Annotated in this window: 22 protein-coding genes, 1 tRNA gene and 1 pseudogene; 14 read left to right on the forward strand and 10 right to left on the reverse strand. The window is 40.9% G+C overall.

What is annotated here, in order from left to right:
• Window positions 1-129 precede the first annotated feature (129 nt).
• From ACZ0NX_RS00125 to ACZ0NX_RS00135, 3 genes are all read left to right on the forward strand, one after another.
• Window positions 130-423, forward strand: coding sequence for a DUF4193 domain-containing protein (locus tag ACZ0NX_RS00125; protein WP_004574584.1), 294 nt, complete (start codon window positions 130-132; stop codon window positions 421-423).
• Window positions 423-920, forward strand: coding sequence for a dUTP diphosphatase (dut, locus tag ACZ0NX_RS00130; RefSeq protein ID WP_060786398.1), 498 nt, complete (start codon window positions 423-425; stop codon window positions 918-920). The genes ACZ0NX_RS00125 and dut overlap by 1 nt, the downstream gene beginning before the upstream one ends.
• A 120-nt stretch (window positions 921-1,040) precedes the next feature.
• Window positions 1,041-3,380 (forward strand): RelA/SpoT family protein, encoded by a 2,340-nt coding sequence (locus ACZ0NX_RS00135; RefSeq protein WP_464404839.1) that lies wholly within the window; start codon window positions 1,041-1,043, stop codon window positions 3,378-3,380.
• A 110-nt stretch (window positions 3,381-3,490) separates the two neighbouring features.
• Here ACZ0NX_RS00135 and ACZ0NX_RS00140 read toward each other — a convergent pair whose 3' ends face one another.
• The 5 genes from ACZ0NX_RS00140 to ACZ0NX_RS00160 form a co-directional block, all read right to left on the reverse strand.
• Window positions 3,491-4,030, reverse strand: coding sequence for a peptidylprolyl isomerase (locus ACZ0NX_RS00140; protein ID WP_060786400.1), 540 nt, complete (start codon window positions 4,028-4,030; stop codon window positions 3,491-3,493).
• 86 nt (window positions 4,031-4,116) lie between these two features.
• On the reverse strand, window positions 4,117-4,716 hold the full coding sequence (locus ACZ0NX_RS00145) for a hypothetical protein (protein WP_464404841.1): 600 nt from the start codon (window positions 4,714-4,716) through the stop codon (window positions 4,117-4,119).
• A gap of 161 nt (window positions 4,717-4,877) precedes the next feature.
• Window positions 4,878-5,558 carry a methionine ABC transporter permease gene (locus tag ACZ0NX_RS00150; RefSeq protein ID WP_060786402.1) on the reverse strand — a complete coding sequence of 227 codons (681 nt, stop codon included), beginning with the start codon at window positions 5,556-5,558 and terminating at the stop codon, window positions 4,878-4,880.
• Window position 5,559: 1 nt separating this feature from the next.
• Window positions 5,560-6,369: a methionine ABC transporter ATP-binding protein gene (locus ACZ0NX_RS00155; protein WP_464404843.1), complete on the reverse strand. Its 810-nt coding sequence runs from the start codon at window positions 6,367-6,369 to the stop codon at window positions 5,560-5,562.
• A gap of 105 nt (window positions 6,370-6,474) precedes the next feature.
• A complete protein-coding gene (locus tag ACZ0NX_RS00160) occupies window positions 6,475-7,323 on the reverse strand; it encodes a MetQ/NlpA family ABC transporter substrate-binding protein (RefSeq protein WP_464404845.1) in 849 nt (282 codons plus the stop codon).
• 284 nt (window positions 7,324-7,607) lie between these two features.
• Between ACZ0NX_RS00160 and ACZ0NX_RS00165 the strand changes: the two genes are divergently transcribed.
• The 11 genes from ACZ0NX_RS00165 (at window position 7,608) to ACZ0NX_RS00215 (ending at window position 20,743) form a co-directional block, all read left to right on the forward strand.
• Window positions 7,608-9,320, forward strand: coding sequence for an NAD+ synthase (locus tag ACZ0NX_RS00165; protein WP_415695566.1), 1,713 nt, complete (start codon window positions 7,608-7,610; stop codon window positions 9,318-9,320).
• 262 nt (window positions 9,321-9,582) lie between these two features.
• Window positions 9,583-11,958: a formate C-acetyltransferase gene (gene pflB / locus ACZ0NX_RS00170; RefSeq protein WP_060786406.1), complete on the forward strand. Its 2,376-nt coding sequence runs from the start codon at window positions 9,583-9,585 to the stop codon at window positions 11,956-11,958.
• Window positions 11,959-12,068: 110 nt separating this feature from the next.
• Window positions 12,069-12,950 carry a pyruvate formate-lyase-activating protein gene (gene pflA, locus ACZ0NX_RS00175; protein ID WP_016635604.1) on the forward strand — a complete coding sequence of 294 codons (882 nt, stop codon included), beginning with the start codon at window positions 12,069-12,071 and terminating at the stop codon, window positions 12,948-12,950.
• Window positions 12,951-13,055: 105 nt separating this feature from the next.
• A complete protein-coding gene (locus tag ACZ0NX_RS00180; protein WP_415688729.1) occupies window positions 13,056-13,412 on the forward strand; it encodes a hypothetical protein in 357 nt (118 codons plus the stop codon).
• A gap of 242 nt (window positions 13,413-13,654) precedes the next feature.
• Window positions 13,655-15,001, forward strand: a complete 1,347-nt coding sequence (locus ACZ0NX_RS00185) for an HRDC domain-containing protein (RefSeq protein WP_464404847.1) — start codon at window positions 13,655-13,657, stop codon at window positions 14,999-15,001.
• A 51-nt stretch (window positions 15,002-15,052) separates the two neighbouring features.
• Complete coding sequence (gene tig, locus ACZ0NX_RS00190) at window positions 15,053-16,411, forward strand: trigger factor (RefSeq protein ID WP_060786432.1); 1,359 nt, start codon at window positions 15,053-15,055, stop codon at window positions 16,409-16,411.
• 100 nt (window positions 16,412-16,511) lie between these two features.
• The gene (locus tag ACZ0NX_RS00195; RefSeq protein WP_464404850.1) at window positions 16,512-18,002 is read left to right on the forward strand and encodes a chloride channel protein; all 1,491 of its coding nucleotides are present in this window, start codon (window positions 16,512-16,514) and stop codon (window positions 18,000-18,002) included.
• A 34-nt stretch (window positions 18,003-18,036) separates the two neighbouring features.
• On the forward strand, window positions 18,037-18,648 hold the full coding sequence (locus ACZ0NX_RS00200) for an ATP-dependent Clp protease proteolytic subunit (protein WP_032816729.1): 612 nt from the start codon (window positions 18,037-18,039) through the stop codon (window positions 18,646-18,648).
• Window positions 18,649-18,653: 5 nt separating this feature from the next.
• Window positions 18,654-19,322, forward strand: coding sequence for an ATP-dependent Clp protease proteolytic subunit (locus ACZ0NX_RS00205; RefSeq protein WP_115794217.1), 669 nt, complete (start codon window positions 18,654-18,656; stop codon window positions 19,320-19,322).
• Between the two features lie 162 nt (window positions 19,323-19,484).
• A tRNA-Arg gene (locus ACZ0NX_RS00210) sits at window positions 19,485-19,558 on the forward strand.
• A gap of 216 nt (window positions 19,559-19,774) precedes the next feature.
• Entirely contained in the window at window positions 19,775-20,743 is a 969-nt protein-coding gene (locus ACZ0NX_RS00215; RefSeq protein WP_464404852.1) for an Abi family protein, read from the forward strand.
• 256 nt (window positions 20,744-20,999) lie between these two features.
• Here ACZ0NX_RS00215 and ACZ0NX_RS00220 read toward each other — a convergent pair.
• The 5 genes and pseudogenes from ACZ0NX_RS00220 to ACZ0NX_RS00240 form a co-directional block, all read right to left on the reverse strand.
• A pseudogene (locus ACZ0NX_RS00220) lies at window positions 21,000-21,200 on the reverse strand (type IIL restriction-modification enzyme MmeI); the annotation flags it as partial.
• Between the two features lie 949 nt (window positions 21,201-22,149).
• Window positions 22,150-22,341, reverse strand: coding sequence for a RipA family octameric membrane protein (locus tag ACZ0NX_RS00225; protein ID WP_464404853.1), 192 nt, complete (start codon window positions 22,339-22,341; stop codon window positions 22,150-22,152).
• 182 nt (window positions 22,342-22,523) lie between these two features.
• Complete coding sequence (locus ACZ0NX_RS00230) at window positions 22,524-23,690, reverse strand: HNH endonuclease family protein (protein WP_464404855.1); 1,167 nt, start codon at window positions 23,688-23,690, stop codon at window positions 22,524-22,526.
• 121 nt (window positions 23,691-23,811) lie between these two features.
• Window positions 23,812-24,987 carry an adenine-specific methyltransferase EcoRI family protein gene (locus ACZ0NX_RS00235; protein ID WP_464404857.1) on the reverse strand — a complete coding sequence of 392 codons (1,176 nt, stop codon included), beginning with the start codon at window positions 24,985-24,987 and terminating at the stop codon, window positions 23,812-23,814.
• Window positions 24,987-25,199 carry a helix-turn-helix domain-containing protein gene (locus tag ACZ0NX_RS00240; RefSeq protein WP_464404859.1) on the reverse strand — a complete coding sequence of 71 codons (213 nt, stop codon included), beginning with the start codon at window positions 25,197-25,199 and terminating at the stop codon, window positions 24,987-24,989. Before ACZ0NX_RS00240 ends, ACZ0NX_RS00235 begins: the two co-directional genes overlap by 1 nt.
• Window positions 25,200-26,019 lie beyond the last annotated feature (820 nt).

Here is a 26,019-nt window from a genome sequence, read left to right on the forward strand (position 1 = left end):
TTTTATGCGGGGTATGTTTCATGTATGCTATGCGCGTAGGTAGATTTAGACTAATTGCTATAAATAGTGCTAATTGCTATAAGTAAAGTAGTTTTAAGCAATAAGTAGTGTTAAAACGAAAGGACCATAATGGCACAGGATTATGATTCTCCTCGTAGTAAAGACGAAGACGAGGAGTCGTTGGAAGCGTTAAGCAAAGGCTCGCAGAGTTCTGCAAACGATATAGACGATGATGAAAATGCTATTGCAGAAGATTACGAGTTGCCAGGCGCTGATCTTAGTAACGAAGATGCATCTGTTACGGTAATACCAATGCAGGGTGATGAGTTTATTTGCTCCGAGTGCTTCTTGGTAAAGCATAGAAGTCAGCTTGCTCAAATGTCTCAAGACGGTCAACCGATTTGCAAGGAGTGCGCAGCTTAATGGCTTACGACGAGACCTATACTGGCCCAGAGCAGGTAGAAGTTCTTATTAAATATTTGAACGATGGAACTGATAATACTGATAATAAGGCCAAAGTAGAGCATCTTTCTTACGCTCATGCTGGAGACGCTGGAGCAGATTTGCGCACTACAGAGGACTTTACTTTGCGTCCATTTGAGCGTGCGCTAGTGCCAACTGGCATTGCAATTGCTTTGCCTGCTGGATACGTTGCTCTGGTTCATCCACGTTCTGGTCTCGCTGTAAAACAGGGCGTTACTGTTCTTAATGCTCCAGGAACGGTTGATGCTGGGTATCGTGGTGAAATTAAGGTTCCACTAATCAACATGGATCCTAATAATACTGTGCAATTTAATCGCGGAGATCGTATAGCTCAACTTGTTATTCAACGCTACGTTGAAGCTAACTTTGTTGAGGCGGATCAGCTTCCAGGTTCCGATAGATCTACTAAAGGATTTGGCTCTACTGGAGTACAATAACTCATTAAATCCGACTAGCTAAAATTGGGTTAGTCGGATTTATTTTGTTTTTGTAAATGTTGTATGATTTAGCTGGTTTTACAAGGTAGTATAGGATTTATAAATCGGGAGGTGCATTCGATGGCAGAAGTTCAAGACGACATTAAAGGCGCTAACATGCTCGGATGCGAAATTAGCGAAGATATGCGAGACCCATTGCGCCCTATACTGCAAATGTGCAAATGGCATCATCCCGATGAAAGCATGGATATTCTGCATAAGGCGTATAAAAGAGCCGTAAAGCAGCATACTGGTCAAAGGCGTAAATCGGGAGAGCCGTACATTATTCACCCGCTTGCTGTAGCTCAGATTTTGGCAGATCTTGGAATGGGTTCAATTGTTGTTGCCGCAGGACTTTTGCACGATACGGTAGAAGACACTGATTACACGCTAGAAGAGTGTAGGGCAGATTTTGGAGACACGATTGCTGGCCTTGTAGATGGCGTTACAAAAATATCCAATATGGAGTACGGCGAAAGCGCTCAAGCAGAAACAATCCGAAAAATGGTTGTTGCAATGAGCCGAGATGTGCGAGTGTTGGTAGTAAAACTTGCAGATCGATTGCATAATGCGCGTACGTGGAGGTACGTTAAACCATCTAGTTCGCATAAAAAGGCTCGAGAAACTCTAGACGTTTATGCTCCTCTTGCAAATCGTTTAGGCATGAATGCCATTAAAACAGAGCTTGAAGAGCTAAGCTTTAAGGTTTTATACCCTAAGATTTATAACGAAATCGTAGTGTTAGTGGCTCGAAGAGCTGGCCAGCGAGAAGTATATTTACGTCAAATTCTAGAAGAAATCAACGAAGATTTAAGTGCGCAGCATGTTAAGGCTTCGGTTAAAGGGCGACCAAAAGATTATTTCTCAATCTACCAAAAGATGATTGTTCGTGGCCACGATTTTGAAAATATCTACGACCTTGTAGGCGTGCGAATAATCGTTGATTCTATTCGAGACTGCTACGCAGCTCTTGGTGCCGTGCATGCCAGGTGGAGCCCTGTTCCAGGCCGATTTAAGGACTACATTGCTACTCCTAAGCTAAATATGTATCAAAGCTTGCACACGACTGTTGTAGGCCCTGGTGGAAAGCCTGTTGAGATTCAAATTCGCACATGGGATATGCATAGGCGTGCTGAGTTTGGTATTGCTGCTCACTGGAAGTACAAGGCAAACGGCCAAGCTGGGCGCGCTTTAAGCAAGCCAGATAAGGGTGATGTTAAGCGCGAGCAAGAAGAGAACAAAGAACTTAGCGAATTAGACAATTTAAAGTGGATTCAGCAGCTTGCAGATTGGACTAGCGAAACGCCAGATTCCGACGAATTCTTGGGCTCCTTAAAGCAAGATCTTGGAGCTTCGGAAGTCTACGTGTTTACTCCAAAGGGGAGCATTGTTGCTCTTCCTCAAGATGCAACGCCAGTTGACTTTGCTTATTCTGTGCATACAGAAGTTGGACACAGAATGATGGGCGCTCGCGTAAATGGAAAGCTTGTTCCGCTAGATACAAAGCTTAACAACGGAGACACTGTAGAAGTTCTTACGTCTAAGTCCGATACTGCTGGCCCTTCTAGAGATTGGCTTAGTTTTGTAAAAAGCCCTAGAGCTAGAAATAAGATTAGGCAGTGGTTTAGCAAGGAACGTCGCTCGGAGGCCATTGAAGAGGGTAAAGACGAGCTTACGCGCGCTATGCGTAAACGTAACTTGCCTCTTTCTACTTTGCTCACTCCGCAAGCGTTAATAGGTGTTGCAGAAGAGCTTAATATTACTGCTAATGTAGAGGCTGTTTATGCTGCGATTGGCGAAGGTCAGGTTTCTACACAAAATGTTATTTCTCGTCTTGTTAAAGATGCGGGAAGCGAAGAAGTAGCAGAAGAAGCGCAAGAAGAGGCGCTTCCGCTTAGAAGAGCAGAGCGTAATCGCAAGTCTAACGGCGTTCTTGGCGTTTCGGTAAAGGGCGTTGGAGACGTTTGGGTTAAGCTTGCGCGCTGTTGCATGCCTGTTCCAGGAGACAATATTGTTGGCTTTATAACAAGAAATCAGGGTGTTTCTGTTCATAGAACAGATTGCCAAAATATGATTGATTTGCAAAAGTCGCAATCGGAACGTGTTATTCCTGTTCAATGGACAAGCGACAAAGGCTTGTTCCTTGTTAAAGTTCAAGTAGAAGCTTTGGATCGTCAGCATTTGCTTTCGGATGTTACTAGAGTTCTTTCGGATCATGGAGTAAACATTCTTTCGGGAACGATTGCTACTGGAGACGATCGCGTTGCTACAAGCCAATTTACATTTGAAATGGCAGACCCTCAGCATTTGAATACTCTTCTTGCTGCAATTCGTAAGATTGATGGCGTTTTTGACGTTTATAGAATTACGGGTGCAAAAGATAGTGCGGAACCGCGACTTAGAAAAATGGAACGCGACTAAACTGCGATTAGATTGCGGCTAAACCAATACTAAACCAATACTAAACAATAAAACTTCCAGTCAAAGAGTGTTTTGGCTGGAAGTTTTGTAGTTTGTAGTCTTATAAGCTTTTACTTAATAACCTCAATGGATATAATTCCAACTGGCTCTAGTGGAGCGTCTGCTCTATCTGTTGGAACGGATTCGAGCTTATCTACAACAGCTTTAGACTCATCATCTACCACTTCTCCAAAAATCGTGTGATGGCCATCAAGCCAAGGAGTTGGAACAGTGGTAATAAAGAACTGCGATCCATTCGTGCCGTGCAAGCGGCCGTCTCTACCGCGTTGCTTTCCAGCATTTGCCATTGCAAGCAAATATGGCTTATCGAACTTTAAAGATGGGTCAATCTCATCGTCAAATTCGTAACCTGGGCCGCCCATTCCGTTTCCAAGAGGGCATCCACCTTGAATCATAAAGTCTTTAATAATACGGTGGAACGTCAAGCCATCGTAGAATGGTTGATTAGACTTTTCCCCGCTAAAAGGATCGGTCCATTCTTTTGCACCGGTGGCCAAATCAACGAAATTTTTTACTGTAATAGGCGCTTTATCGTCAAAAAGATTAATCTTTATATCGCCTTCAGACGTATGCATGTTAATAAGTGTCATAATGCGATTTTCCCATACGTTAAAGACGGTTGGAAAAGTCAAGGCGAGCCGAAGTAAAGTGTGTTACTTGCGACTCGCCTTGTGCGCTATATAAAAGCATAGGATTTTATAGGCCAAAATCCATTTAATGTTTTTATAAAGCGTTTAACCAATATACTGAAACTTCTACTTATCTCTTTCAACCCTCGGCAATAGTCTTGCTGCGGGCTTCTTTTCAACAAGTTAATTAGGTTAATTGAATTAAACTTGTTGATCTTGCTGCAAAAATCTTGCAAAACAAGTTGTTTTAAAACCCAATTTTGTAAGATTTTGCAATGGAAAGTGATATTTGCATTTGGATTTAAGCTTGATATAAACTTACCCAAGTAGCCAAGCTCAAAATGAGTTTTGCCTGCAATGTTATCTCTATCCATACCATGTTGATTATGCATAGGTTGATTACGCATAGCAAAACCAGCATGATAACAAGCTTTTTTGTGTTCAATCGCACTATTTTTAACGCGATTATTATGCATCCCCAAATGCATTTTTTCTACAGATAAGCAAAGATTCTCTTTTATGCAAAGATTAGTAAAGTAAGCAACATTTTGTAATAAGATAATTTTTTTCGCTGTAAAATCGCTAGCAAAGCATGCGCCAAGATTAAACTGTTTATGCATTAATGCATATGTGTAATCTGCTGTCATGCTATGCTCCCTACGTTGTATTAACTAACAGGTTCTAAGGGTAAAGCGATGTACTTATCTCAGCCTTCTAAAAATAGAAAGCACCCCCGCAAATGTTGTGACATCTAATATTTTACATTAAAAGGTGATTTTTAAAAACGTGTAGCCATTTTGTGTGTGCTTTAGCGCTCATGATGGTTGATTTTGTTAGAAATTAAATCACCAATGCTTTGCACTAATTGCACAAGAATAATGCACAAAATTACTGCTGCGCTCATAACGTCGTATTGATAACGCTGATATCCGTAGCGAATTGCAATATCTCCAAGACCGCCTGCGCCAACGGCTCCAGCCATTGCAGAGAATCCAAAAAGCGTAATAAACGTTAATGCTGCTCCGCGAATTAGCGAAGGTAAGCTTTCAAAAAGTAGCACTTTAAATACAATTTGAGTGTTGCTTGCTCCAAAGCTTTGTGCAGCTTCTATAAGACTTCCGTCAACTTCTGCTAAAGATTGTTCAACAATTCGCGCTACAAACGGGGCAGCGGTTATAACCAGCGGAACAATAGCTCCTGGAACGCCTAAAGATGTTCCAACAATAAGCCTTGTAAGTGGGATTATGGCAACAAGCAAGATTATAAATGGAATAGAACGAACAACATTTACAATGCTGCTTAAAACAGTGTTAATCAATGCGTTGTGGCAAATTCCTTGCTTTGCGCTTGTTATAAGAAGAACTCCTAATGGAAGTCCAATTACGTAGGCAAATAGTGTAGATATTGAAGTCATAACAATTGTGTCTTTTGTGCCTTCAATAAGTAGTTCGCCGTACTCGTCTATAAATTGTGAAATATTTTCTAGCATCTTATTTCACCTCACTGTTTTCGCTGTTGCTGTTTTCGCTATTGCTGTTATCTTTGTTGTTTCTATGATTTTCAACGTGTTCGTTTGCAATAAGTGTTTTTAAAATATTGCTTTGCGGATTTTTAAAAAGCGTTGTGGTGTCGCCGATTTCTACTATGTTTCCGCCGTCAATCATGGCAACTCTATCGCAAATATTGCGTGCCACTGCAAGAGAGTGAGTAATAATAACCAATGTAACGTTAAGATCTCGGTTAATTCTTCTAAGCAAGTCAAGTATTTGCGCGGTAGTTGTTGAATCCAAGGCGCTTGTGGCCTCGTCGCAAAGCATAATCGAAGGATTGTTAGCAAGCGCGCGCGCAATGGCAACTCTCTGCTGCTGGCCGCCAGAAAGCTGAATAGGGTAGCGGTTTGCCAAATCTTTTAAGCCAACTAAGTCAAGCAAATACTTTGCTCGCTCTTCTCGTTCGTTTTTATTCGTGTGGTTTAGTTCCAAAGGAAAAGTCACATTTTGCAAAACTGTTCGCTGTTGGAAAAGACTAAAGTTTTGAAAAATCATGCCAATATTCGATCTAATATCAGATAAATCGTGATTTTTAGCGTCTGTAATATCTTTTCCGTCTATTACAACTCTTCCGCTTGTAGGTCTTTCTAGAAGATTTATGCAGCGAACTAGCGAAGATTTTCCAGCTCCCGAAGAACCTAAGATTCCAAAGACTTCTCCCGACTCAATAGTCAAATTAATGTCTTTAAGTGCTTCGTGCTTAATTTTGCCGCTTGAATAAGTTTTGTAAAGATGCTCAATCTGAATCATTTTTCCACCGATTTTAAAACGAATTTTTAAACAAATATGAGGCACGTGCCTCTAGCTTTTTAGAGGCACATGTCTCTTTATTTGTGATTAAACGCTGTAATTACTTTAGAATACTGGCAAAACAGCGCCATTATAGTTGTTCTTTATAAAGTCACGAACCTTGCTTGTTTTTAGCGCTTTTACAAGAGCCTTGATTTTAGCAAGCTTTTCGGAACCCTTCTTAACAGCAATAATGTTTTCGTATGTTTTAGCAGCAACGCCTCCAACCTTTTCGCTTGTAAGAGGATCTTTAGTTGGGTTAAATCCAGCTTGAATAGCGTAGTTTCCGTTTAGGGCAGCTAAATCAACGTCTTTAACGACTGTTGGAACCAAAGATGCATCTAATTCCTTAAACTTTAAATTCTTTGGATTAGAAATAATATCCTTCTTGGTTGAGTTAACATCCTTTGGATTCTTTAGCTTAAGAAGTCCTGCGTCTTGCAAAAGAAGAAGAGCGCGAGCTTCGTTGGTTGGGTCGCTAGGAATTGCAACTGTTGCGCCATCTTTTAAGTCCTTAATGCTCTTGGTTTTCCCTGGGTAAAGTCCAAATGGCTCAAAGTGGATTCCAGCAATGGAAATAATATGAGTTCCTCTTTCCTTATTAAAGTTATCTAAGTATGGCAAATGCTGATGGTAGTTTGCGTCAACTTCGCCTTCTTCTACAGCAGTATTTGGCTGAACGTAGTCGGTAAATTCCTTAACAACCAACTTATAACCCTGCTTTTGCAAAATTGGCTTAACAACTTTGTTTAAAATATCGCTGTGAGGAGTTGGGGAAGCAGCAACTTTAATCACTTTATTGTCTTGAGTTGCACCATTCGCCGAAGATCCGCATGCGCTTAGCGACAATCCTAAAATCGCAGTTAGCGCGGTAAGAGCTGCAATGGCCTTTGTGTTCTTTTTTGTGATTTTCATATTTTTCCCCTTGTCCTTTAATGTTTTTGTTAATCGCGCTGTTTTGTAGCAACGGAATATCAATATATGCGATTTTGTAGCAGCTTCGCTACCTATTTTCTATTTGTATAATTTATGACGAGTTACTAAGACTAATTAAATCAAGCAGATAGTCAAGAATTATTTTTTGCATTTAGAGCTTGATTTTTTGTTTTTTCTATTATTTTGGCGTGGCGTTTTGCAATCTTTCTGTTTTAGACGCATTAAAGTGATATGGCTTATGCAACATGGCCTATAATAAAACCATGACTTCTTTGCGTTTAGCTTTAGCTCAAATTGACACTTGCGTTGGAAACATAAGCAAAAATACGGATGAAATATTGCGATTTTGCAAAGACGCACGTAAGGGAAATGCGGATATTGTTGTGTTTCCAGAGATGACACTAACTGGGTACCCAATCGAAGATCTTGCTTTGCGTGCAACTTTTAGAAAAGCAGCTAATAATGCCGTTTATAGTCTTGCAAAAAGCTTGGAAGATAGCGGTTTGGGCGATTTATTTGTTGTTGTTGGAACAGTTGGAGTAGATAGCGAGTCTGGAAAGCCAAGGAATCGCCTGCTTGTTATTAACAATGGCAAAGTGGCGCTTGTTTACGACAAGCATTTCTTGCCAAATTATGGCGTTTTTGACGAATTTAGAATCTTTTCTTCTGGAAATGATTGCGGAATTCTAAACGTTAAAGGTGCAAAATTAGGATTTGCCATTTGCGAAGATATTTGGCAAGATGGCGGCCCAGTTGCGCGTCTTGCTAAAGAGGGGATTGATGTTTTAGTAACAATCAACGGTTCTCCATACGAAGAAGGTAAAACAGATATTCGCTTAAAACTTGCGCAAAAGCGAGCTAAAGAGGTTAATGCTCCGCTTGTTTACGTAAATCAGGTTGGTGCTCAAGACGATCTTGTTTTTGATGGCGGCAGTTTTGTAGTAAACGCAGACGGGTCTTTGATTGAGCGTTCTAAAATGTTTGACCAAGACTTAAGTTTTGTTGATTTTGATACGTCTTTAAAAACGCAAAAATGCTCAACGATTGCTCAAAAATTAGACCCAGACGAAGAAGTTTATTGCGCATGCGTTTTAGGATTAAGGGACTACATGCGCAAAAATGGCTTTAAGGGTGTTTGCTTAGGGCTTTCTGGCGGAATCGACTCTGCGCTAGTTGCAACTATGGCGGCGGATGCTTGCGGAGGGCAAAACGTTTGGGGCGTTTCAATGCCAAGCATGTATTCTTCGCTTGGTTCAAAAGACGATGCTTGCGATTTAGCTAATCGCCTTGGTGCGCATTACGATATTCAGCCTATTGAGCCGCTTTTTAAGTCGTTCCAGAATCAGCTTGATTTACAAGGCGTTGCTGCCGAAAATTTGCAGGCACGCGTTAGAGGCGTGATTGTTATGGCGTACTCCAATTCAAAAGGTTTGCTGGCGTTAGCTACTGGCAATAAGTCGGAGCTTGCATGCGGTTACTCTACTATTTATGGAGATGCGGTAGGTGGGTATGCGCCTATTAAAGATTTGTTTAAGACTCGCGTTTGGGCGCTTTCTAGATGGCGTAATCGCGCTGCTAAAAATGGAGTAGGTCTTGGAATGTTGCATATTGCCGGGAGTGAAGATTTTCCTAAAGACAATAATCCTAAAGAAAATGCTCCAAAAGATGGCATTCTTATACCTGTAAACTCTATTGTTAAGCCTCCTAGCGCAGAGCTTAGGCCTGGGCAAAAAGACTCGGATTCTTTGCCAGAATACGACTTGTTAGATAAAGTGCTAGCGGCTCATATTGAGCTTGCTCACGGGCGAGCGGATTTGCTTGCAGATGGTTTTGATGAGCGCACGGTTGATACTGTTATTGGGCTTGTAGACCGCGCGGAATGGAAGCGTAGGCAGTATCCGTTAGGGCCAAAAGTTAGTGCGATTGCGTTTGGTAGGGATAGGCGAATACCAGTAACAACGGCGTTTAGGGAGTAGACGGAAGGAATAGGCGAAGGCTGGGAGCGGATTAGTGGGCTCAATAAAAGTCGCAAGCAGCCGTTGACTTTCTACGCGTTATATATGTGCTAGTTTGAGGATTCAAACTAGCATTTTTTATTAAAAATAAGCTAAAAAACAGTAAAATGTGAGGTAACTCACGTTAAAAATGCCAAAAATCGACGTGTACTGTTTAAACATTGCTCTAACATAGTAGAGAAGGCGACGTGAAGAAGCGTCGTGGATACGAAAGGAGTCAAATATGGCATCAGTGGATGCATCCGTTCTCAGCGAAGAGGATCTTCGTGCAAAAGCGTGGGATGGATTTACAAGCGGCAATTGGGAAAAAGATATTGACGTTCGTGACTTTATCCTAAAGAATTACACCCCATACGAGGGCGACGAGACGTTCTTGGCAAACGCCACCGAAAAAACGAAGCATATGTGGAAGTACCTCGACGACAACTACTTGGCAGTCGAGCGTGAGCGCCGCGTATACGACGTTGAAACCCATATTCCAGCAGGCATTGATGCAATGCCAGCAGGCTACATTGAAAGCCCAGAAGTAGATAACGTAATCGTTGGTTTGCAAACCGACGAACCTTGCAAGCGCGCTATGATGCCAAACGGCGGTTGGCGAATGGTTGAGCAGGCCATTAAGGAAGCTGGCAAGGAAGTTGACCCAGAAATCAAGAAGATTTTCACCGTTTATCGCAAGACTCATAACGATGGCGTGTTTGGTGTTTACACCAAGAATATTAAGATTGCTCGCCACAACAAGATTTTGACTGGTTTGCCAGACGCTTATGGCCGTGGTCGTATTATCGGTGATTATCGTCGTGTGGCTCTTTACGGCGTTAACATGCTTATTGAGTTTAAGAAGCGCGATAAGGATTCTATTCCATACCGCAACGACTTTACCGAGACCGAGATTGAGCATTGGATTCGCTTCCGCGAAGAGCACGATGAGCAAATCAAGGCTTTGAAGCAGCTTATTAACTTGGGTAACGAGTACGGCTTGGATTTGAGCCGCCCAGCTCAAACTGCTAAGGAAGCTGTTCAGTGGACTTACATGGGCTATCTTGCTTCTGTTAAGAGCCAGGATGGCGCTGCAATGAGCTTCGGCCGTGTTTCCGCATTCTTCGATTGCTACTTTGAGCGCGATTTGAAGGCTGGATTAATCAACGAAACCGACGCTCAGGAAATTATTGATGCTTTGGTTATGAAGCTTCGTATTGTGCGCTTCTTGCGTACTAAGGATTACGACGCAATCTTCTCCGGAGATCCATACTGGGCAACTTGGTCCGATGCAGGCTTCAGCGATGATGGCCGTACCTTTGTTACTAAGACTTCGTTCCGTTTGCTCAACACTTTGACCCTTGAGCATCTTGGGCCAGGTCCAGAGCCAAACATCACTATTTTCTGGGATCCAAAGCTTCCAGAAGCCTACAAGCGTTTCTGCGCACGAATCTCTATCGACACTTCTGCAATTCAGTACGAGTCCGATAAAGATATTCGTGAGCACTGGGGCGATGACGCTGCTATTGCTTGCTGCGTTTCCCCAATGCGTGTTGGTAAGCAAATGCAGTTCTTTGCTGCACGCGTTAACTCCGCAAAGGCTTTGCTCTACGCGATTAACGGTGGCCGCGACGAAATGACTGGCATGCAGGTTATTGATAAGGGTGTTATTGACCCAATCAAGCCAGAAGCTGATGGAACTCTTGACTACGAGAAGGTTAAGGCCAACTACGAGAAGGCTTTGGAATGGCTTTCCGAAACCTACATTGAGGCTTTGAACATCATCCACTACATGCACGATAAGTATGCGTACGAGTCCATTGAGATGGCTTTGCACGATAGGGAAGTCTATCGTACACTCGGTTGCGGTATGTCTGGCTTGTCTATTGCTGCAGATTCCTTGGCTGCTCTAAAGTATGCAAAGGTTTACCCAATCTACAACAAGGATGCTAAGAATACAGAAGGCCACGAGTACGAGTACATCGAAGGCGCAGACGACGACTTAATCGTTGGTTACAAGACGGTTGGCGAGTTCCCAATCTACGGTAACGATGACGATCGTGCTGATGACTTGGCAAAGTGGGTTGTAAGCACTGTTATGGGTCAGGTAAAGCGTTTGCCTGTATATCGTAATGCTGTTCCAACTCAGTCCATCTTGACTATTACTTCTAACGTTGAGTACGGCAAGAACACTGGTTCCTTCCCATCTGGCCACAAGAAGGGCACTCCTTACGCTCCAGGTGCAAACCCAGAAAATGGTATGGATTCTCACGGCATGCTTCCATCCATGTTCTCCGTTGGCAAGATTGACTATGACGATGCTCTCGATGGTATTTCTTTGACCAACACCATTACTCCAGATGGTTTGGGTAGAGACGAAGACGAGCGCGTTAACAACCTTGTTGGTATTTTGGACGCTGGCAACGGCCACGGCTTGTACCACGCAAACATCAACGTTTTGCGCAAGGAACAGCTTGAAGACGCTGTTGAGCACCCAGAAAAGTACCCACATCTTACGGTTCGTGTTTCTGGCTACGCAGTGAACTTTGTAAAGCTCACTAAGGAGCAGCAGCTCGACGTTATTTCTCGTACATTCCACCAGGGTTCAGTTACTGACTGATTCTGATTGATTGCGAATGCCGCCGGGAGTGAGAATGGTTTTGCTCCTGGCGGCTTTTAAAATAAAATAGACTTAAAAGGTATACCAAAGACGGTTATAGGGGGCATATGATGGCTGAAAACACAGCATTTCGCACTACGACTCAGCACATGTTAAAGGAGTCAAAAGAGTATGCCCGACAAACTTTAATGGGTGGTCTTTCTGGTTTTGAATCTCCAATTGGATTAGACAGAAAAGATCGCTTAGTTGCTCTTAAAACTGGCGATATTGGATTTGTGCATTCGTGGGATATTAACACTTCTGTTGATGGCCCTGGCACTCGCATGACTGTGTTTATGAGCGGTTGCCCGCTTCGCTGTCAGTATTGCCAAAATCCTGATACTTGGAAAATGCGCGACGGCAAGCCAGTCTACTTAGATGCAATGATTAAAAAAGTAGACCGTTATCAAAGTCTTTTTAAGGCAACAGGCGGCGGAATCACATTTTCTGGCGGCGAATCCATGATGCAACCAGCTTTTGTATCTAGGGTTTTTCGTGCAGCAAAAGAGATGGGCGTGCATACTTGCTTAGATACTTCGGGCTTTTTGAATCGCAATTATACGGACGAAATGATTGACGACATTGATCTTTGCCTTCTTGACGTTAAATCCGGAACTGAAGAAACGTATAAAAAAGTAACTGGTGGCTTGCTTCAGCCAACTATTGACTTTGGTCAGCGATTGGCGAAAGCTGGTAAGAAGATTTGGGTGCGTTTTGTGCTCGTTCCAGGTTTGACCGACAGCGAAGAAAATGTTGAAAAAGTTGCTGAGATTTGCGATTCGTTTGGAGATGCTGTCGAGCATATCGACGTGCTTGGATTCCATCAACTAGGCCGTCCAAAGTGGCATGAGCTTAGGATTCCGTACCCTCTTGAGAATCAAAAAGGACCTTCTAGGGCGCTTAAAGAGCGAGTTGTAAACCAGTTTAAAGACCACGGTTTTGTTGTGTACTAGACTGAACCTCGATGCGTTTTAGGCAATTTTTGCGTATTGTATTGTTTTTTTTTTAAAGGATTTTGTATAATTATACAAATAACCTTTTTAGAGAAAGGATACGCAATGAAGCGCAGAATAGGTTGTTGGATTGCATTAGCTTTTACATTAGCGTTAGCTATTTTTGTGCGGTGTAACGATCAGTTTGGTTTTGCTACAGCGCTTACTATTTTCGTTATTTTGCCAATAATTTTGTTGCCAATAAATATTGTTGCATCGTTTGATGAGAAACTTCTTATTGAAGTGCCAATAATATCTATTGCGATAACTTTTGTTATAGAACTTGTTACTTTTTCAATATCCAAGTTCTCGGATTTAGGTTTACATGTTGGCTACGTTATTCCAACAGTTTTAGTTTCGGCAGTTGCATTTACTCTTACTAGATTCCTTAAAACTAGGCTTGTTAAGCGCATAACTCAATAAGAATCAAACAATAAAACAGATTGATTATTTGATTGATTATTTAATTGATTACTTATTTTTGATTAGTCGTAGTTGTGTGCGAAAGTTGAAGCCGTGTTACAAGATGCATAATCTTTTAACACGGCTTAAATATATCTTGCGCAATATTCTATAGAATGTTTTACAGATATTTTGCAAAAAATTGCAAAGTAAGATGCAAAAAGCGTAAGAATTTGGCTAAAGCGTACAATCGGGAGGCGTTCTTGAATAAGGAACCAAAGCTTTTAAAAGAGCCTAGAGAAGGAGTTCCAGAAGTCATTGATACGCTTGAAGCATATAAAGAATATTGTAATTTATTAGCAGCAGGGTCGGGGCCTTTGGCTGCAGACGCAGAGCGCGCATCTGGTTTTAGGTATGGTCACGAAGATTGGCTGATTCAGTTTAAGCGCAAAGGTGCAGGAATTGGATTGCTGGACCCAATAGCGCTAGGAAAACTTGGCGTTGATTGGCATGAATTTAATGAGGCAGTAGGGGATGCGCCTTGGATTATTCACGATTCTATGCAAGATTTGCCAGGATTTTTCGATATTGGTTTGCGTCCGCGTGCTTTATTTGATACAGAAATCGCAGCTAAATTGCTTGGTAGAAAGCGCTTTGGCTTAAGCTCTGTAACTGAATATTATTTGGGGTTGACTCTTGCAAAAGAACATTCTGCAGCGGATTGGTCTTATCGCCCACTTCCTAGAGATTGGCGAAATTACGCGGCTTTAGACGTTGAATTGCTAATCGAGCTAGAAGAAGTAATGAGCAGCGAGCTAAAAAAGCAAGGCAAGCTTTTATGGGCAAATCAAGAGTTTGCCCACTTATTAAGTAAAGGTGCGCAAAAGAAGGCTCCTCACCCAAATCCTTGGCTTAGAATATCTCATATAAGCGTTCTTATGCACGATAAAATCGGTTTAATGATTGCAAAAGAGCTTTGGCAAAAACGAGATGAGCTTGCTTGTCAATACGATATTGCGCCAACTTTATTGCTTTCGGATTCTGCGATTATTGAAGCAGGCAAGCGAAAACCAAGTAATTCTAGGGAGTTTCGCTCTATTCGCATTCTTAACGAACGAGTTAGAATTCACACGGGCGGCGAACAAGACAAGATGTTTGAACGTTATGCTCCGATTCAGCGCAAAATCAAGTCAAATGTGTGGAAAGTTGTTATAGAAGACGCTATTAGTCGTGCTAAAAGCGGGGAAGTTGCTATTGTTTCTAAGCTTGATGATTCAAGTAGTAAATATGGCAATTACAGCGATTCTGGCGATACTGGCGATTTTGGCGATGCACAAGAATCGCAAGCAGCTCCACGATCTATGAAGTATTGGCGTGAGCATCATCCCAAAAGATATGAGCTCTTACAAAATGTAAAACAGTCTTTAATTAAGATTGCAGAAGATACACATACGCCTACGGAAATCATTATTAAACCGCAAATTATTCGCAATCTTTGTTGGCAAGACAATATTGAGCATATTGACGTTAAGGAGTTTCTTGTAGAGCAGGGAGCAAGAACGTGGCAAAGCGATTTAATTGCTGAGTCCGTAACTCGCGCTATTATGTAACGGTTGTGCCATATGGCAGAAGCTAGAAAACGTAATTTCAGGAGCGCAAGCGTGAAAATCAGCGTCAGGAATCTTGAGCCAACTAAGGTTAAGCTCACCATTACCGCAGATCTCGAAGATTTTGAGCCATTTTTGGATGAGGCTCGTAAAGAGATTGCAAAGCAAATCAACGTGCCAGGTTTCCGTAAGGGACACGTACCAGGCAAGATTGTAGAACAGCGAGTTGGCTTCGGAGCTGTTGCCGGTGAAGCTGTAAATTCTGCTGTTCCAGAGCTTTATTCTAAGGCTTTGGAAGAAAAGAAGATTCGCCCAATGGATCAGCCAGAATTTGATGTTCAGGAAGTTCCAGAATCTGCTAAAGACGAAGTTAAGCTTAAGTTTGTCGCAACTGTTGAGCGTCGCCCAGAGTTTAAGCTTAACAAGTTCAAGGGTGTAGAAATCGAAGTAGAGAAGCCAGAAGTTAAAGACAGCGATGTTAAGGCTCGTCTTGAGGCTTTGCGCGCACGTTTTGGCACTCTTGTTGGTGTTGATCGCCCAGCTAAGAAGGGTGATTTTGCAAACATCGATTTGGAAGCTAAGATTAACGACGAAGTTGCCGATTCGCAAAATGGCGTAAGCTACGAGCTTGGCTCCAACACTATGCTTGATGGTTTGGATGAGGCTTTGGAAGGTCTTTCCGCTGGAGAAGAAACCACTTTTGAAGGCACTCTCGAAGCTGGAAAGAACCAGGGCAAGAAGGCTCAGGTTAAGGTAAAGGTTAACTCCGTTAAGGCTCAGGAATTGCCAAAGCTTGACGATGAGTTTGCTAAGGAAGCATCTGAGTTCGACACTCTAAAGGAGCTTAAGGAAGACGTTCGTAAGTCTTTGGAGCAGGCAAATGAAGGTCGTCAGGCAACTCTTGCTCGCGATGCTTTTATTGCTAAGATTCAAGAAGAAGTTGAAATTCCTGTGCCAAAGGGTGTTAAAGATAAGGCTGTTGCTGAGCACCTTAAGGGCATGACTCCAGACCCAGAAAAGGCCACTAAGAAGCAAAAGGAAGAGGCTGAAAAGGCTGCAGAAAAGGAGCTTCGTGACCAAATGGTTCTCGACGCTTTGGCAGAAAGCCTCGATGTTTCTGTTTCTCAAGCAGACGTTACCAACTTCTTGGTTTCCGTTGCTCAGCAGTACGGCATGGATCCAAGCCAGTTTATTAACGCTATTGTTCGCAATGGTCAGCTTGGTTCTGCTGTTCAAGAAGTTGCTCGCTCTAAGGGCTTGCTTGCTGGCATGCGTGCTGTAAAGTTCGTTGCTGGCGGAGAAGCTCTTGATTTGAGTGCTTTCTTGTCGGAAGATGAAGAGCCAGAAGATGAAAGCGTTAAGGCTGCTTCTGCTGCTGCAGCTGTTGCCGATGAGCTTTCTGCTGAAAAGTAGTTAGAGTCTTCTAAATTAGAATCTTCTAATAATCTTGTTATTTAAGACCTGGCGGAATTTTTTCTGCCGGGTCTTACTTATATAAGAATTGCGAGACGTTATGGATGATAGTAGTGCTAAAACTGAGCATGAAGCTTGTGGCAGATTTGGCAGATTTAGCAGATTTGTCAAATCTGGCAAATTATTTAGTTTTGCTATTCGACTAGCGCGTTTTGCTGCGTCTTCTGTTGTTCTTGGCGTTCTTGTTGGCTTAGGAGCAACAGTTCTTACGCTTATTTTTTACGCTGTACAATACCTTGCTTTTGGCTCAATTGAATCTGCTAAAAATACTGTATTTTTAGGGCTTCCTTGGTATCGATACGTGCTACCTGGCACAATTGCAATGACTATTGCTGCAATATCTTGGTATTTGTTGCGAAGAAGAAAGAATCCCCCTCGAATCGTTACTATTTCGCAAGCTGTTAGCGGAAGTAAAATGCCAATTTTTTCTACTATTGCACATGTTTTGTTACAAATCGGCATTGTTGGTTCTGGAATTTCAATCGGCAGGGAAGTAGCTCCTAGAGAATTAGCTGCAATGATTGCTCAGCGTTGCAGCAGTATTTTTAATGTGTCTGCTAAAACTCAGCGCATACTTGTTGCCTCTGCTGCAGGTGCTGGCTTGGCTGCAGTGTACCACGCGCCTTTAGCTGGTACCGTGCTTTCTTTAGGTTTGCTTAGTAAAACTCAAGGTTTTGGTTTTTATGCGTGGCTAAATCGCGAAAATGGCTCTGTAATAGTTAATGCACTTAAAAATATTGCGCGCTCGGAGCGTTTGCATTGCTTGCCTTTTGCTCTTGTTATGAATTATGTTGCTGCGTTTGTTGTTGAATTTTTATTGCATCATTCTAGATACTACAATATTTCGCAATTTTCTTGCGTGATTTCTTGGCAAATCTGTGTTTTAGCTGTTGTTGTTGGTGCAGTGTGTGGCTTAGTTGGTTACGTTTTTCGCTTGGGAATTATTTGGTGTAGAACTCATGCTTTGCGTGGCATACAAATGCTGTGTTTTATGCCTGTAGCTGGCTTAGTTATTGGTGTTTCAGCTTGTTGGTTTCCGCATATTTTGGGAAACGGTAGGTCGCTTTCTCAACTTGCTTTTTCTGTATCTACCTTTCCGTATCTGGCAGAAAATTCGCATATTGTGACTATTTTGTTACTTCTTGCGCTAATAAAAATGCTTATGACTGTGCTTGTTTTACGTTACGGTGCCTCTGGAGGAGTGTTGCAGCCTAGTATTTCAACTGGTGCTTGCTTTGGTGTGATTTTATACTCTATTTTTTCAACGTCTGGTTTTTTGCAAGTTTTTGATATTTCGCAAGTTTCCGCAATTTCTGTATCTATTATTGGCGCTGCTTCTTTACTTGCGTCTTCTAGAAAAGCTCCGATTATGGCGTGGCTTTTAGTTGCGGAATTAGTAAACGCACCGTTTGCGTTACTTTGTCTTATGCTATTGGCGGTGATTGTGTCTAATTGCGTGTCTAATTGCGTGTCTAATTTCGTTGAGCGTTTTACTTTGCATTCTTGTTCTGCGGTCACGCGCACACGATAGTCTAGATATATTCAAATATTTGTAAGGAGATAAGGTGACTGAGCTGTTTACGGCTTCTCCCGTTATGCAAGAAGGGGAGCCACAAAATCCAACGGATTCGATTTTTAATCAACTCTTAAAAGATCGTATTATTTGGCTTGGCTCTGAAGTCAAGGATGAAAATGCCAATATTATTTGCGCTCAGATGCTTATGCTAGCTGCGCAAGACCCTAAGAAAGATATTTGGCTTTATATTAATTCGCCAGGTGGTTCTATTACCGCTGGAATGGCCATTTACGACACTATGCAGCTTATTGAGCCAGATGTGGCTACGATTGCTGTTGGCATGGCCGCTTCTATGGGTCAGTTCTTGCTGAGTTCTGGTACCCCTGGTAAGCGTTTTATTACGTCTCACGCTCGCGTGCTAATGCATCAGCCTTCTGGCGGAGTTGGTGGCACTGCTACCGATGTTCGTATTAATGCCGAGCTTATTATGGACATGAAGAAAACTCTCGCTGAACTCACGGCTCAGCAGACTGGTCATACTGTTGAAGAGATTTACAGAGACAACGAGTACGATCATTGGTTTACCGCTCAGCAGGCTTTGGAGTATGGCTTTGTAGATAAGATTGTTACCACTCCAGCTTCTATGCGTGGGGAGGAGTGATTTTAATGGCAAGTGAAGAAGCAAAGTTTGTTGCTCGCGCTAAGCGTTTGGGTGGATTTGGTCAGACCAGTGGTGTGTTTACGAATCGTTACGTTTTGCCACAATTTGGTGAGCAAACGCCATACGGTATGAAAACTCAAGATCCATACACTAAGCTTTTTGAAGACCGCATTATTTTTATGGGTGTTCAGGTAGATGACACTTCTGCGGATGACATTATGGCTCAGCTTTTGGTTCTAGAAAGCATGGATCCAAACAGAGATGTAATGATGTACATTAACTCTCCTGGCGGCTCTATGACGGCTATGACGGCCATTTACGATACCATGCAATACATTAAGCCAGATGTTCAAACGGTGTGCTTGGGTCAAGCTGCTTCGGCTGCTGCGATTTTACTTGCTGCTGGTGCTGCTGGTAAGCGCATGATTTTGCCAAATGCTCGTGTGCTTATTCATCAGCCTGCAATGGGTCAGGATTTTGGCAAGGCCACAGAGATAGAGCTTCAAGCTAAAGAAATGTTGCGTTTGCGCGAATGGTTAGAGGCCACTCTTGCAAAGCACACTGGCCAAAGTGTTGAGCGAATTCGTAAAGATATTGAGGTAGACACTATTCTTACCGCTCCTCAAGCTAAAGAATACGGTATGGTAGATGAGGTTCTTGAACATAGGTCTTAAGGATTTTACTTTTTAGATTCTTATGTTTTAGATTCTTATGTTTTAGATTCAAACCCTGGCGCTGACGACACGCCAGGGTTTGTATTTTTGTAAAGATGGTTGTATATTAGTCAAGTTGCCAAAAACAACGGAAAGTTAAAGTTCCAAGTTTTTGGAGAACATGCGCCAGTAGCCCAACGGATTAGAGCATCTGACTACGGATCAGAAGGTTGCAGGTTCGAATCCTGTCTGGCGCACAGGTGGCGCGGTGATTTTCACCGCGTTTTTTTTTTTATGCAAATCCTGGGGTAAGCGGCTTTAGGCTGTGTCTCGCGGTTTTTGGGTGTGATTTTGTTGTATGAGGGAAGATGTCGACGTTCTAGGGTCGAGTGCACAGGATGTTAACGTGCTTCGCTTGCGTTAAAACCAACCTATTGATGTATGATACTAATATTGCAGTAAGGAGGGGATTTATGCTAACAATTTATCAGCTGATGGAATACTTAAAGAATACGCATCACATTGATATTGATCCAAAATCACAATTGCAATCTTTGCGTAATATTGGTTATTATCATGGATTTAAGGGATACAGATTTGTGCGTGAAGATGCTAATCGAATCATGTTCGCTTCTTTCGATGAGGTTGTTGCGTTAAATGATTTTGATATGAGATTAAAAACTATTTTATATCCTGCTGTTATGTTCATTGAAAATGCGTTAAAAAGCTACGTGATAGAAGCGTTATTGAATGATTGTAAGTCTGAAAATTTCGATGATATTTACAATAAGTCGTTAACAGCTTACAAATCATATAAATCAGGTTCTAGTGCATATAAAAATGCTTATATTAGAAGAATGAATCTTAAGGGCAGAATAAATTCAGCACTAATAAGAGATTATACTAAAAGAAGCGTTGTTGCGCATTTTTTTAATAACGATAAATCTATACCAGTATGGGCAATATTCGAGACTTTGACTTTAGGTGAATTTGGAATGTTGTATGAGTGTGCGAACATTAAGGTCAAAAAATATGTTTCAAATATTATGAGTTTGCCGACCAATTTAGATTCAGATGGCATGATTACAAAATCTCTTATTTATGCTATTAAGGATTTGAGGAATGCTATAGCTCATAACAATGTTATTTTTGATACTCGATTTAAAACTGGAAAAGTAGATAGTAGATTATCAGTACTTCTTGAAACTGAAATGAGCATTAATAATATTGATTTTAAATACATGGATGCTTATGTTGCTGCTATTACTTATTTTCTTAGTAAAATGGGCGCGTCTGAGAAAATGCGCGAGGGTTTTGTTGAACAGTATGATAGTGAAACAGAACGTTTGAGAAAAAAGCTACCTGTGAACATATGTAGTAAGATACTTGGAACTCAGCATAAGTCTAATATGAAATTACTTAAGGATTTTATAAAAAAGTAAAAAATCGTTGCATAATTTTGCTAGTATGATAGCATTGTAGTTGAATTGCGGTGGACGTCTTCGGACTAAACCTGGAAGAATCTGATGCGTCGGGTTCTTCTTTTTTTTTTACGGGGTTATTAGTGTTATTTCCCAAAATGTGGGGTAAGCGGGGGTAAGCGGAAAAAAAGTGTGTCTATTAGTCGGCGTGTCGTTAGGGTAAGCGGCAAAAATAGTATAAAACATTTGGGCTTTATGCGGTTTGTTTAACTTAAATTCATTCCTTAGTCATGTGAATATAGGATTTGAAGAGAATTTCTAGGCGCTCGTCATTATTAGTGCAAGGCTTTGTAGCGTCAAAAGCAACATCTACTATTTTGTCTAGCTCGTCATGCGCTTTGCGCAAATCTGTAGGCATGCACATTGGATCATACAAGTCTGCTAGAGATTGGCCTGGGTGATTCGCGGTTTTGCGTAAGTAGTGAAGGTTATCGTTAAAAGATTTAATGCGAAGTGGCTTTAAGCTTACTTCTCGCGGTTTTTGAGCGTGATTTTGCTGTTTGAGGAAACATGTCGACGGTGTAGGGTTGAGTGCACAGGATGTTAACGTACTTCGCTTGCGTTGAAAGCACACTGTGCTTTCAACTTTGAGCAAGCTCAGCGAATCGAAGTGCATTCGCGAATTATATTATTCCTCACGGCTATTAGTAGCCATTCGGCTGATCTGGCATGTAAAGTCCACTGGACTTTACATTTGAGCCAAATCACGCTTTGAAGGAGCTTGAAATGCGTTATGCAATTTCAAGCTCAGTCAAAGCGCTTTGCAAATCGATTCGCCACTTTGCACCCAGATGTTTATGCTCGGAAATGTTGATTTTAAGAATATTGCAGTTGGATTATCTTTTATTTACATGTTCGACTTAAATTTGAAACCTTTATAGCTGCTTTTGGAAAGATTGAAGGTTATATAATGAAGATTGCAACATACATATAACACATATTAAGTAGATAAAATAAGCGACGCGCTTCTATATTAATATTACACCAATTTGACCACTGCCTATGAGATATCAAGCGATAGCGCAGGATTATAGAAATTCTAACACACAAGGGGTGTTCAGCAAGGGATTAAAAGAAAACCGACTGAAAGCCTTTAAGCGGGAACATAAGAAAGCCTACTTAGTGCATATTGCATGAAGTAGGCTTTCCTTGTTTTTTGTAATTACAGTGGTATTTGCCAAGCCACCTTACTTAAGACATTTTGCCTAAAAATTATTAAAATGGGACTTGCTATATTTCAAACACTGAGCAATATATAGTAGCGGGAGTAAAGGTTCTATTGCAATGAATGATGAACTACTACATATTGTTAAGAAACACATCAGTGCAGTTAAGGTGAGAGGCGATACACAACAGAAAACAATCCCTTACGCTAAGAGAAATATAGACTTAACATTCCACGCTATTGATATTGTCGCAAGAATAGCTAAATTTAGTGTTATAAAAATATTATTCATCGAATCACGTCTCTGGCTAACAGAATTTGCCATTTCTACGCATGTTCGCCATTGAGCTAATATAATTTCACTTTTGTTGCTGTCATGATTCGTATCATCCATTGCGTTATTCACTCCTTTCTATGTGTAAATATATGCGTATTGAGGTGGTCATTTTTGTTATGCCAGCGATTTTCACGTGGATTGATAGAATAGTAGTATACCTGCATTTTTTAACAACAGGAACATCGCAAAAAGGCTGTAACGCGTTTTATACCGCTTTACATTGTGACCGAAATATAATTTTACTTATTGCCTTTAGCTCTATTATGCGTTTTACAAAGCATTTGGCAATTTGACTCGTCTGTCGCACCGCCTTTACTCCAAGCTGTTACATGGTCCGCGTCCATCTCGCTCAATTTATAGATACGTTTGGAATTGTTGTCGCTACCCAAAGCACAAAGCGGACAATTCGATATATCTTTTTCTTTAGCAACTTCCGTTTGACGAGCATACACTTGCTTTTTTATTTTCTCGTCAAATACTCGTATGTTAAGAAGAGTTTTGTTAGATTCACCGCCAAGTACATACTCGATAACACCACGTTTATTTTGAACTTGAGAATCTTCCATAAGTGCAGATACTCGTTCTGCAATCTGTGCTTTACTATAGGCATTTTTATGATACGTAGAGTACAGCCTGCCCCATTCTTGGCCGCACATTTCATTTCCTGTATAGTCAAATATTGAATCTATCCAATCTATTACAGTATCAAAGTGGTTTTTCAACTGTTTAATATCTGCATCGTTTCTATGTTGAGCCATATAATCGTCGATGTTTCCATCACTCACCCAGTCGAGAGCTGTTTCAAGAATTGCTTGACGTTTAGGATCGCCTTTCACATACGTTTGCCACATATTCATCTTAGAATTAGAAGTATTAGAAAATTCTTCCTTAGCAAGCGTTACAAAACTACCATGATAAGCTGCATTTCTTAGTTCCTGTTTTACAAGTGGAACTCCAGCAATGTTAATAGTTTCAAACCATGCTTCAATTTCTGAAGGCGTTCCTTCGCACACATAAATGGTAAGCCTTGTATTACTAATTAAATCTTGCTCATCTTTGGCAAGGCTGTTGAAATATTTTGGTTTGCCATCACGTTCAACAGCAAACTGCCACGATTGATTAACAAAACGTGCGAATGATGTAATACGCTGTTGCCCATCTAGCACTTCATACATGCCGTCATTATTCTTCACAAAGTAAATTAAACCAAGCGGATAACCTTTGAGCAGAGAATCAACAACAGCAACATCTTTCTTACCGTCACCGTAGATATAGTTTCTTTGGTATTCAGGTTGAATTATGAGTTTCCCGTCTAAACCGAATAGACCCTTTTCCTCATTTTTATCGTAGATAAAACCTTTGCAAATATCTCCAACTGTCCAATCAGTTACGAGTGTTGTTTTCATAATTGGTTACCTCTGTTTTTATTTTTCTTTATTAGCATTCTGACGTAGGTTTTCTTTCCGCCAACAGTGCAGTCATTTATAAGTCCATTTTGTAAATTTGTCGCTAGAGGAAAAATAATTTCTACAGGTGTCTTTTGTGGATGATTGTTATTCTCGCGTAAGTAGGATGCCCATTTATCTTTCCTTCTGCGTTCTTTATCATCCCTGGAATCGACGTTGTACAAGGATTCGAAAGTACGGTTGTACTCTCTCTCTCTCTCGTGAAGACTAGGTCTTTGCCGTCTTCACCTTTTCTAAACGCTACGATATCGAACTGATCTGGGTTATATTTGTCCATAAACGTAATAGGAACACCCATCACACCGTCATAATCTGATGGAATACATTCTGTAAACGGAACTTCAATCGCATCATAATTGTCGTAATGAGGGTACTCGAGTTTGCCATAGTCTTTTTCAAGCTTTTTTTGCAATTTTTTGTTGAATTTAAGATTATGCTCCATTGTGTCAAGTATCAAGTTCTCGTGACGCTTTCCGTGATCAATATTGGTAAACCAACATGCAGAAGCTAATCTACCCATAACAATTCCATTTACTATCTTGTAAGCAGATCCTTCCTTCTTGTTATGAGTAAGCCAGTTTTTATAGTCGTCTGTTACATTGAAGTACATGTCTTGATTTAATGATTTATATCCAAGCCATATAGCATTGTCCTGTAAATAAGGAAATACTTCTTTGTATGTTATTGCATTCATATTGCCTAAAATTACAAACTGTTTATCTGCTTCCAAAATCCATGCTAAAAATTCTCTAAAAAGTGAAAAAGGTGGATTTGTAATAATAATATCCGCCTCATCACGAAGCTTCTTTACTTCACTACTTCTAAAATCGCCATCACCTTTAAGATATCCGGTAAATTCAATGTCGTCAGTATCAACTGTTCCATTGCCATCTGTATCACGAGTTAGAGTAAAAAGTTTACCGTGCGTATCATGTTGCTGTGGATTATACAAAGGCGACTCGAGTTCAAATAATGTAGGCTGTTTATTTGCTGCTCCTTGTGCATAAGAAGTTGAAATAAGCTTTTTTATACCAAGCCTTGTGAAATTTGATGCAAAATATTTAGTGAAGTTTGACCATTCTGGATCATCACAGGGGAGAAGAATCGTTTTATCTTTGAATACCTCAGGATTATATTCAATATAGGCATTCATTTCTGCTTCTATATCACTATATTGGGTATAAAACTCATCATTTTTAGCGTTTCTAGCATCGCTTAAACTTGAATTATTCGCCATTACTTTTCATCCTCCGCTGTAAATTCCAAAATATCGTTGGGTGTGCAGTGTAAAGCTGTGCAGATGCCTTCCACTTTTTCTAGTGATATATATTGTCCCGTGCGCAGTTTTGTAATGATGTTTGCGGAAATATTGCTCATTCTCATTAAGTCCTGATTTGAAATATCTTCTTCAATCATGTGATGTAATAGTTTTTTATAGCTAACAGCCATAGTTCCTTCCTTATTTTAATAGTTAAATATTATCACGATTCTGTGAGTATATCAACGATATAAATAACTAATTGCACCAGAATATACCAGATTAAAAAGTCTCCTTTGCTATTCATTCAAGGAAAATGCCTAATGAATGCTTAGGAGATTTTTATTATCAAATTTTTTCTAAAACCGTCAGATTACACCCTCCGCCATGGCTAACAAGTAAAAGGTTAAAAAACTTTTAAGACAGGTTAAAAAGTCGGCCTTTTCTTTTGTCTGTGATTTAGAAGGGGTAAGCCTTCTAGAAAAGGAGGATTAAATATGGATCTAGAAAAACTGACAAAAGCACTAAAGAACAAGAATGCTAAGGACACTAGCAAGAAAATAAAAGCCGTGTTGGGTAAGCGGCAAAAAAGTGTGTCTAAAAACCCGAGTTTTCGTTGAAATACCAAGGGAAACTTGCTGTCGTTAAGCTAAAAAAGCTTAACATTTAGTATTACGTGACATTTTTATAAACATGTACTCGCGTATTCAGGCGTATACAACCGTTTTAGACGTACTATATTTCCATCGTTAACATCATATGTATAAAACTCTTTAACACTCATGATCACGAGAGTTTAGAGCATATTTAACGAGTGGATTGCAGGCGTACGTTTTATTATCACTTCAAACATTTATAAACTATATAGCACATTCCACTTACTGCAATAAAGCGATATTTCACTCAAGACACGCCGACTAATAGACACACTTTTTTGCCGCTTACCCGAAAATTGCGAGGGATCCCCTCGACTAACAATCTGACGTAGACGGCAGCTGCGAGGCCCTCGCG

It is taken from the genome of Gardnerella rara (genome assembly GCF_055452355.1).

Bases quoted from the DNA above. Each gene is read 5' to 3' on its own strand.
- ACZ0NX_RS00125 (WP_004574584.1), top strand. From the start codon at position 130: ATGGCACAGGATTATGATTCTCCTCGTAGTAAAGACGAAGACGAGGAG.
- dut (WP_060786398.1), top strand. From the start codon at position 423: ATGGCTTACGACGAGACCTATACTGGCCCAGAGCAGGTAGAAGTTCTT.
- ACZ0NX_RS00135 (WP_464404839.1), top strand. From the start codon at position 1,041: ATGGCAGAAGTTCAAGACGACATTAAAGGCGCTAACATGCTCGGATGC.
- ACZ0NX_RS00140 (WP_060786400.1), bottom strand. From the start codon at position 4,030: ATGACACTTATTAACATGCATACGTCTGAAGGCGATATAAAGATTAAT.
- ACZ0NX_RS00145 (WP_464404841.1), bottom strand. From the start codon at position 4,716: ATGACAGCAGATTACACATATGCATTAATGCATAAACAGTTTAATCTT.
- ACZ0NX_RS00150 (WP_060786402.1), bottom strand. From the start codon at position 5,558: ATGCTAGAAAATATTTCACAATTTATAGACGAGTACGGCGAACTACTT.
- ACZ0NX_RS00155 (WP_464404843.1), bottom strand. From the start codon at position 6,369: ATGATTCAGATTGAGCATCTTTACAAAACTTATTCAAGCGGCAAAATT.
- ACZ0NX_RS00160 (WP_464404845.1), bottom strand. From the start codon at position 7,323: ATGAAAATCACAAAAAAGAACACAAAGGCCATTGCAGCTCTTACCGCG.
- ACZ0NX_RS00165 (WP_415695566.1), top strand. From the start codon at position 7,608: ATGACTTCTTTGCGTTTAGCTTTAGCTCAAATTGACACTTGCGTTGGA.
- pflB (WP_060786406.1), top strand. From the start codon at position 9,583: ATGGCATCAGTGGATGCATCCGTTCTCAGCGAAGAGGATCTTCGTGCA.
- pflA (WP_016635604.1), top strand. From the start codon at position 12,069: ATGGCTGAAAACACAGCATTTCGCACTACGACTCAGCACATGTTAAAG.
- ACZ0NX_RS00180 (WP_415688729.1), top strand. From the start codon at position 13,056: ATGAAGCGCAGAATAGGTTGTTGGATTGCATTAGCTTTTACATTAGCG.
- ACZ0NX_RS00195 (WP_464404850.1), top strand. From the start codon at position 16,512: ATGGATGATAGTAGTGCTAAAACTGAGCATGAAGCTTGTGGCAGATTT.
- ACZ0NX_RS00205 (WP_115794217.1), top strand. From the start codon at position 18,654: ATGGCAAGTGAAGAAGCAAAGTTTGTTGCTCGCGCTAAGCGTTTGGGT.
- ACZ0NX_RS00215 (WP_464404852.1), top strand. From the start codon at position 19,775: ATGCTAACAATTTATCAGCTGATGGAATACTTAAAGAATACGCATCAC.
- ACZ0NX_RS00225 (WP_464404853.1), bottom strand. From the start codon at position 22,341: ATGGATGATACGAATCATGACAGCAACAAAAGTGAAATTATATTAGCT.
- ACZ0NX_RS00230 (WP_464404855.1), bottom strand. From the start codon at position 23,690: ATGAAAACAACACTCGTAACTGATTGGACAGTTGGAGATATTTGCAAA.
- ACZ0NX_RS00235 (WP_464404857.1), bottom strand. From the start codon at position 24,987: ATGGCGAATAATTCAAGTTTAAGCGATGCTAGAAACGCTAAAAATGAT.
- ACZ0NX_RS00240 (WP_464404859.1), bottom strand. From the start codon at position 25,199: ATGGCTGTTAGCTATAAAAAACTATTACATCACATGATTGAAGAAGAT.